Consider the following 6,601-nt stretch of genomic DNA (forward strand, 5'->3'; position numbering starts at 1 on the left):
CACGAGGGCGTCGCCGTCGTGCTGGAGGAGGTCGAAGACGATCTCGCGGTGCACGCCGTCGCCGTCGGGGACGGCGAAGCGGTGGTACGCGATGACCCAGTCGTCCGTTCCCGGGACGCGGCAGACGGTGTGGTGGCCGGTGGCCAGGATCCCCTCCGCCGTGTTCTTCTCGAGCAGGACGCCGCCGTCCGTCCACGGACCGAACGGGCTCGGACCGAACGCCCAGCGCACCCGGTAGTCCTCCTCCCGGGTGTCGTTCTCGGACCAGGTGAGGAAGTAGGAGTCGCCCCTGCGGTGCAGGTGCGCCGCCTCGCGGAAGCCCGTGGGGACCCAGGAGTGCACGTCGTCCTCGTCGAACGACACGAGGTCCTGGCCGAGACGCACGATGTGCGCCACCGAATTGCCCCACAGCAGGTAGACCGCTCCGTCGTCGTCCACGAACACCGACGGGTCGATGCTCGTTCCGGCGAACCTCCCCGCGCGCACCAGGGGGGCGCCGAGGTCGACGTAGGGACCGGCGGGGTCGGAGGCGCGCGCTACTCCGATGCTGTTGTCGGCGGTGAAGAACAGGTAGTGCGTCCCGTCAGCCTCGAGTGCTGCGGGCGCCCAGGCGAAGGAGTCCGCCCAGGACACGTCCCGTCCCAGACGCAGGATCTCGCCGTCGTCGGTCCAGTCGACGAGATCGGGGGAGGAGTAGCAGCGGAAGGCGCTCGCCCCCCAGTCCTGGATCCCGTCCGTCGTCGGGAACAGGTGCCATCGCCCGCCGGAGACGACGAGCGACGGATCGGCGAGGAAACGCTCCAGGGGTGACGAGGAGGTCCTCGCGGTCGTGCCGGTCATCGCACTCCTTCGTGCTCCGGTGCCTGTATCGATACAGGCGGGTCATGTATCGATACAGTAGGCCGCGCACCAGGAGGTGTCAAGAGCGGCTCGAGGATCCGATCCGTCCGGATCAGGCAGCGCCTGCGAGCCCTCCGACGACCAGGGCGGCACCACCGAGAGCGGCTACGGCGAGGGTGAGGCGCCGGACGGCGGCGGCCGGTACCCGACGGGCCAGCGGGACGGCCGCCAGGGCGCCGAGGGCGAGTCCCGCGAGTGCCCAGCCCAGCCCGGGCAGGTCCTCGGCAGTGGGACCGAGCACCAGCAGTGTCAGGACGTTCAGGGGCAGCGCGAAAGCCTGGAGCGTGGCGCTCGCCACCGCGGGCGGCCACTGCCGCTGCGCGGCGAAGAGGGCGACCGGCGGGCCGCCCGCGCCCGCCAGCACTGTGAACGCCCCGCTCAGCGCACCCGCCAGGACCGCCCCTCGCACTCCGTCGAGGAAGGGGAGGGCGCGGCCGGCCGCGACGAGGCCGGACGCGAGCAGGATGACGGCACCCGCGACCACCGCCAGCACGGCGGGCCGGAACGCGTTCGAGAGCAGGACGGCCGGCACGATCAGGAGCGCTGCGGGCACGAGGAGTCGCAGCGCGTCGGCGGCGCGCACATGCCGGAAGGAGCGGACGAGCACCACGACGTTCAGGAGGATCGACAGCAGGAGCACGGTGCGGACGCCCCGATCGTGTCCGAGCGCGAGGACGAGCAGGGGAGACGTGACGAGGGCGAATCCGACTCCCGAGACGATCTGGCACACCGCCCCGACGGCGACGACCAGCAGCACGACCGCGCTCAGCGTGTCCACCCGCGCCTCCTGACCGGCACCCGGCGGGCCCGACCGGCCACACTAGCGGGACCGGCGCTCGCGGGGAGCGCAGCGGGAATCGGAGGAGCGCCTCAGGCGGCGCGACGTCCCGAGAACAGCGCGTGCAGCAGCGGCACGATCGAGACGATCATCAGCACCGAGCCGAGCACCGCGTCGTCGGGTCGGACCACGGCCCCGCCGATCAGCAGCCCTGCGAACAGCACCGCCGAGACCACTCGGCGCACCGTGGCGTCGAGGCGGTTCAGCCGCCGCTCCACGCTCGGCACCGTGACGGCGAGCGTCCCGTCCTCGAGCGTCGAGGCGAGCGCGTCGAGGCGGCGCGGCAGGCGCCAGAGCAGAGCGAGGTTGTCGACGGCCTGCCGACCGAGATCCTGCACGACGTTGCCGCGCTCCTCCCGGATCAGCCGCTGCGCGTAGGGCTCCACCGAGTCCCACAGGTTGAAGGCGGGATCGAGCGCGCTGCACACGCCGGACGTCAACGACATGGCGCGGATGATCAGCAGGAAGTTCTCCGGCAGCTGGAACGGGAGGGAGCGCACCACGTCGCCGAACTGCACGGCGAACTCCTTGAACTCCCGCGGATCCACTTCGCGCAGCTCCGCGAAGCCCATGCCCCCGAACCGCGCGAACAGCTGGGTCATGGCGCGCTCGAGCTCGCGGGAGTCGGCCGAGGGGAGGAGCACGCCGACGTCGCGCGCGGCGTCGACGAGGCCCTTGCCGTCGCGGGAGGCGGCGGCGATCAGCATCGCCCGCAGGCCCGCCCTGGTCGTGGGCGGCACCTCGCCCATCATGCCGAAGTCGATGAAGGTCAGCTTCCACGGGAGCTCCCCGTCGGGAGTCGGAGTGACGAAGACGTTGCCCGGGTGCGGATCGGCGTGGAACCAGCCGGTGGTGAAGAGCTGATCGAACATGACCGCGGCGAAGACGGGGGCGACGTCGCGGGGATCGATGCCCGCGTCGCGCAGTCCGTCGGCGTCGGTGATCTTGACGGCCGTGACGTCCTGCAGGGTGAGGACCTTGCGGGTCGACCGCTCCCAGACGACGTCCGGCACGCTCACCCGCGGGTCGTCGGCGAAGCCCGCGGCGAAGCGGACCGAGTTGACGGCCTCGCGCAGGTAGTCGATCTCCTCGAGGCTGGTCGCCGCGAACTCCTCGACGAGTGCGGGAGCATCGACGCGGTCCGAGACGAGGCGCACGTGGGTGAGCCACCGACCGACCCGGCGCAGGGCGGCGAGGTCGACGTCGACGATCGCATCGATGCCGGGACGCTGCACCTTGACGATCGCCGTGCTGTGTCCGGTGTCTCCCGAGTCCAGCGCGGAGAGACGTGCGCGGTGGGCCTGCCCCAGCGACGCCGCGGCCACCGGGGACTCGTCGACCTGCGCGAAGGCGCGCTCCAGCGGCATCCCCAGCTCCGCTTCGGCGAGAGCCCGGATCCTCGGGAACGGCACCGGCGGCACCTCGTCCTGGAGCCCCTCGAGCTCGCGCGTGATCTCCGGCGGCAGCACGTCCAGGCGCGACGACATGAACTGCCCGACCTTGATCATCAGCCCGCCCAGCTCGACCGCGAGCACGTGGAAGCTCCGCGCGAAGCGCCGCATCCGGGCGGGGCGGGTGCGCAGTGCGATCACCGACAGCCCGAACCGGGGGAGGACGAGATCGAACCACCAGGTCACCGCGAGGTGCCAGGCGGCGAAACGCAGGATGCGGCGGTAGCGCCGCCGCTCACTGCCCGCTCGGCGGCCCGGGTCACTCGGACCCGGGCTGACCGACGACACCCGGGTCAGTCCTGCGCGAGGATCGCGTACAGGCGGCGGCGCACGTCCTCGAGCTCGGTCACGGCCTGCCGGATCTGGGCAGGGGTGCCGGAGCGCTGGACCTGAGCGGCGGCCTGGGCCAGCGCGATGCCGGCCTTCGGCAGTGCTCCCGCCTCGACCTGGTCGCCCTCCGAGAAGGGCGAGCCGGTTCCGGATGCCGCGACCTGGGCGTGACCGGCCTCGGTGAGCGAGTAGGTCTTGCGGCCGTTCGACTCGTCGGCCGAGATCAGGCCCTCGTCCGCCAGGAGCTGCAGGGTGGGGTAGACCGAGCCGGGGCTGGGCTTCCAGCTGCCGCCGCTGCGCTCCTCGATCTCGTGGATGATCTGGTAGCCGTGCATGGGCTGCTCCGCGAGCAGGGCGAGCACGGCGGCGCGGACGTCGCCGCGGCCGACGCGCGTTCCGACGCGCTTCTCGAAGCTCGAGCGCGCCTGCTCCATGGCCTGCCAGATGCTGTCGATGGGGTTGCCGGTGCCGAAGCCGCCGGTCGAGGAAGATGACGTGTTCATGATGACCTCCGTTTCTCCGAACGATACTCAGCGATATGTGCGGCGACTGTGAACGACTGGGGGATCCGCTGGGCCCGCGCAGTGCGTCGAACGACGCGATCGACGCGCGCCGCCGCAGTCATCGCGTGCGGCTGCCACCCCGTAGCCCTCGCCGAGGAGGCGGAGGGTCACGGGCGCCTAGCTGGCGGCGTCCGCGAAGGCACCGTGGACGAGAACGATGGTGGGCTTGTCAGACAGGAGGGAGTTCCTCACGACTCGAGGACCCGTCCGATGCGGATCAGCACGGTCGCGACGTCACGACCGAGCCAGAACCTTCCGGGAGGAACGCCAGCCGACACCTCCTCCGACATTCGTCGAAGGCACGTTGCGCACCGCGCGGATCGGAACGTCCCCTGGTTTCAGGGCGCTGCCTGCGGGTGCCTGCCGGTGCTGCTGGACATTGCTCTGATGCGGGTGCGCAGTTCGACCGGCGTCGAACTCCTTCTTGCACGACCTTGCCTACGGTTGATCAGGCACCGGGGGAGAAAGGTCGGCGATGCAGCGAAGGCGGCGGGAGATGCTTTCTCGCTAGCCGCCACCCCCAGTCTCGAGCGGGGCGTCGAGGCGGCACTCGCTCTCTACGATGCCGAACAGCTTCCCGTCGCCACAGCCAACAGCGAGCATGCTCCCGCAACGCTGAGCGCCCTCTCGCGTCGCCTCAGCCCGGCTGATGCACGTGGACGGCGCTGCTCGACGTCACGCCGTTGAACTCGAGATACAGCTGCCCCTCGACGACCGACACGGTCAGCGTGTTGCGGCGCTCGAGTACTGCGACCGCGGCATCCAGGAACCCGTGGTCGAAGCTCTGCACGGTGATCTGCTCGAGCTGGTGGACTCGCTTGCCGGACCACGCCGCGATCACCTTCTCCGGGTTGCGATGCGTGTAGACCGTCGTGCGGTCGGCCAGCCTGCTGCCGAAGTGCAGTCGCTCGGCATCCGGCGCGCCCACCTCGATCCACGTGGTCAGCCGGCCGGTGAGATCACGGACCAGCACCGCCGGCTCGGTCGCCGTCGACGAGATCCCCTCGCTGAAGGTGATCCCCTCCACGTATTCGAGGCAGTACGCGAGCACGCGCGTCATCATGTAGGCGTCGGTCTCGGAAGGGTGCCGAGCGGCCCGCAGCGTGATGTCTTCGTAGACGCCGCGGTCCACATCAGCCAGCTGTATCGCGAAGTTGTACATCACTGCGCCGGCTGCCATGTGTGCGAGCTTATGTCCTCTCGCTCATCGAGGAGCGCGAAGCTTCTCCGGCGCCGATGGGGGCATCGTGTTCGCGCGCCTCCACGCAAGAACGGCCCGGTAGGCGTCACTCCGTCGAGCGCATCTCACTCGCTGACTTGTAGCAGGGGACCCTGTTCGTGCATCGGGCGCACAACGAACTGACATAATGTGCATTATCGGATGTCAAAGAAACGCCCGAGAGCGGCTGTCGTGACGGTGCGTCCCCACCCGTCTGTTCCTCGACGAACAGCACTTCGAGCACCCGACATGACCGCCGGCGGAGCGATCCGGCCCTGACAGAAGACGGGAGCGCCTGGAGCGCCTCGCGGTCACCGGCGCGCGTCAGAACCTGCAGACATCGATCGCGGGAAGGACTCGGCGCCGCCGCGCGGAGCTGGGAGTCAGCCGACAGCCCGGACGCTCACGCCTGGACGAAGTCCGAGGTGTCGCCCACGAGCCGGGTGTTCTCCGTCGGGATCGGGTCGACGGCCGCCAGAGCGACCTCGGCCGCGAACTCGCCCACGTTGTAGAGCTTGCCCGCCGACTCGCGGCGCGAGCTGATGGCTCCCGGGTTCGAGCGCTCGAGCAGGGTCGCCGTGATCGTGCCCTCGATCATGTCCCCCGAGACGACGACGAAGTCGATCCCGCGCTCCGCGAGCTCGGGGATCCGGTCGCGCAGGGCGTCCTCGCCGGCACGCTTGGACAGGGCGACGGGCTCGTACTCGGGCATGGTCGGCGTCGAGCGGATGAAGTGGGCCTGGTGGCTGGTCACGAAGACGACGCGGGTTCCCTCGCCCAGCAGCGGCAGCGCCGCCTCCAGCGTGGCGACCTGGGAGTCGCGGTTGAGGACCATGGCGTAGTCCTCCCCCATGTTGCTCTCCATCCCGCCGGACGCGTTCAGCACGAGCACGTCGAGACCGCCGAGCTCCTCGCGGATGCGGGCGAACAGGTCGGCACGCGACTGCTCGTCCGTGAGGTCGGCGCCGACGGCGAACGCGGATCCTCCCGCTGCGACGATCTGATCGACGAGCTTGTTCGCGCGAGGCGCCTTCGAGCGGTAGTTCACGACGACGCGGGCACCGGCCTCGGCGAAGTACCGGACCGTGTCGGCGCCGATGCCGCGGGACGAGCCGGTGACGAGGACGCGCTTGCCGTCGAGCGAGCCGGGAGCGAGGGGGTTGGGCACGAGGAGTTCCTCCAGGACGCCGGCGCGAAGACCGGAGCGGGCACGATGTCGGGCCGGAGCCCCGACAGGCGATCCTGCTCGAGCGCTCGAACCCGGGAGCCATCAGCTCGCGCCGCGAGTCGGCGGGCAAGC

General features: G+C 70.5%; 6 protein-coding genes. All 6 read right to left on the minus strand.

Annotated features, from left to right (window positions below):
• The coding region (locus tag IOC53_RS18265) for a family 43 glycosylhydrolase (RefSeq protein ID WP_207407996.1) at positions 1-840 on the minus strand (840 nt) is incomplete at its 3' end.
• 112 nt (positions 841-952) lie between these two features.
• Positions 953-1,678 carry a TSUP family transporter gene (locus tag IOC53_RS18270; RefSeq protein ID WP_207407999.1) on the minus strand — a complete coding sequence of 242 codons (726 nt, stop codon included), beginning with the start codon at positions 1,676-1,678 and terminating at the stop codon, positions 953-955.
• A gap of 92 nt (positions 1,679-1,770) precedes the next feature.
• Entirely contained in the window at positions 1,771-3,477 is a 1,707-nt protein-coding gene (locus tag IOC53_RS18275; protein ID WP_207408001.1) for an AarF/ABC1/UbiB kinase family protein, read from the minus strand.
• A gap of 5 nt (positions 3,478-3,482) precedes the next feature.
• Complete coding sequence (locus tag IOC53_RS18280) at positions 3,483-4,022, minus strand: PadR family transcriptional regulator (protein ID WP_207408003.1); 540 nt, start codon at positions 4,020-4,022, stop codon at positions 3,483-3,485.
• 697 nt (positions 4,023-4,719) lie between these two features.
• On the minus strand, positions 4,720-5,262 hold the full coding sequence (locus IOC53_RS18285) for a YaeQ family protein (RefSeq protein ID WP_207408005.1): 543 nt from the start codon (positions 5,260-5,262) through the stop codon (positions 4,720-4,722).
• A 442-nt stretch (positions 5,263-5,704) separates the two neighbouring features.
• Positions 5,705-6,469: an SDR family oxidoreductase gene (locus IOC53_RS18290; RefSeq protein ID WP_207408007.1), complete on the minus strand. Its 765-nt coding sequence runs from the start codon at positions 6,467-6,469 to the stop codon at positions 5,705-5,707.
• Positions 6,470-6,601: the final 132 nt, after the last annotated feature.

Origin of the sequence: Rathayibacter sp. SD072, from assembly GCF_017355185.1 — a bacterium.
In the GTDB taxonomy this organism is placed as follows: domain Bacteria; phylum Actinomycetota; class Actinomycetes; order Actinomycetales; family Microbacteriaceae; genus Rathayibacter.

Bases quoted from the DNA above. Each gene is read 5' to 3' on its own strand.
- IOC53_RS18285 (WP_207408005.1), bottom strand. From the start codon at position 5,262: ATGGCAGCCGGCGCAGTGATGTACAACTTCGCGATACAGCTGGCTGAT.
- IOC53_RS18280 (WP_207408003.1), bottom strand. From the start codon at position 4,022: ATGAACACGTCATCTTCCTCGACCGGCGGCTTCGGCACCGGCAACCCC.